Annotated in this window: 1 protein-coding gene; it reads right to left on the reverse strand. The window is 41.2% G+C overall.

What is annotated here, in order from left to right; all coding sequences use genetic code 11:
• Positions 1-12 precede the first annotated feature (12 nt).
• A protein-coding gene (locus L1283_RS28505; protein ID WP_429626821.1) for an IS3 family transposase occupies positions 13-1,175 on the reverse strand; the annotation gives its coding sequence in 2 pieces (ribosomal slippage) (positions 13-923 and positions 923-1,175; 1,164 coding nt in all).
• Between the last annotated feature and the right edge of the window lie 57 nt (positions 1,176-1,232).

Genomic DNA, 1,232 nt, shown 5'->3' on the forward strand with positions numbered 1-1,232 from the left:
TGTAATCTCACCCTAACTAGCTATATCCAAAACTAAATAATTCCAATCGAATTTATTGTTATTATCTCGTTGGAAAGTCGGGAAATTCTCCTGTTTCCCATATTTCAATAAAAATTCCACAGGTGTAAGTTGCCCTAGCGAAGAATGTGGTCTGACATTATTATACATCCATGCCCAGGCATTAGCGTATCTTCTGATCGCAGTGAGGTTTTCAAACATATAACTGTCCAATACATCCTGCCTAAACGTTCTGTTGAACCTTTCGATAAGACTATTTTGGGTAGGTTTACCTGGTTGGATATAACACCATTCAATGCCGCTTTGCGAACACCATTGCTGTAATACATCAGCTAAAAACTCAGGACCGTTATCTGACCGTATGCATTCAGGCTTTCCCCGCCATTCTACCAGCTTTTCTAATTCTTTGACCACTCTGGTTGCCGGAAGGCTGGTGTCAACTGTAATAGATAATGCTTCCCGATTAAAATCATCTATGATGTTCAATGTCCGGATGCTCTTCCCTGTAGATAACGTATCGTGCATAAAATCAAGACTCCATGTGATATTTGGTCCAATGGGACACAATAACGGAGCTTTTACTCGTGCAGGTAAACGTTTCTTGCGCTTGTTGCGTAGATTCAGCCGCATTGAGGTGTAAATACGATATACCCGCTTGTGGTTCCACATAAACTGTAGCTTTCTTAAACGATGATACATCATCCAGAATCCCCAGGTACGATGGAGATCCGCAAGGATGGATAATTGCTCTATTACTTCACTGTCATCGCTGCGCTTAGCTTGATAATAATAAACCGATGTACTGATATTAAACAACATACAGGCCTGACGAAGACTGATTCCAAACTCCTCACGGGAGTAACCAACAAGCTCGCGTTTCTCGGCAGGCCCTAGAGCTTTTTTTCGATGACATCTTTTAAAACTGTAATCTGCAGAGCTTGTTCGGCAACTATCTTTTTATATTGAGCCAGCTCGCGCTCCATATCCTTCATCTGTCTGAGCTGAGATGCCTCCATACCGGAGTATTTACTTTTCCAAGAATAGAATGTTCCCTGACTGATTCCATGCTCACGGCAGATGTCTGATACCGATTGCCCTGATTCCTGGAATGATAAGATCTTGATGATCTGTGACTCGCTGAATTTGCTTTTTTTCATTGTCCCTAATTTATAAAACTACATTAATAATCGTAGCTATTTTTAGGGGAGATTACA

The sequence above is a fragment of the Sphingobacterium sp. HSC-15S19 genome (assembly GCF_050433745.1).
GTDB classification, from domain to species: Bacteria; Bacteroidota; Bacteroidia; order Sphingobacteriales; family Sphingobacteriaceae; genus Sphingobacterium; species Sphingobacterium siyangense.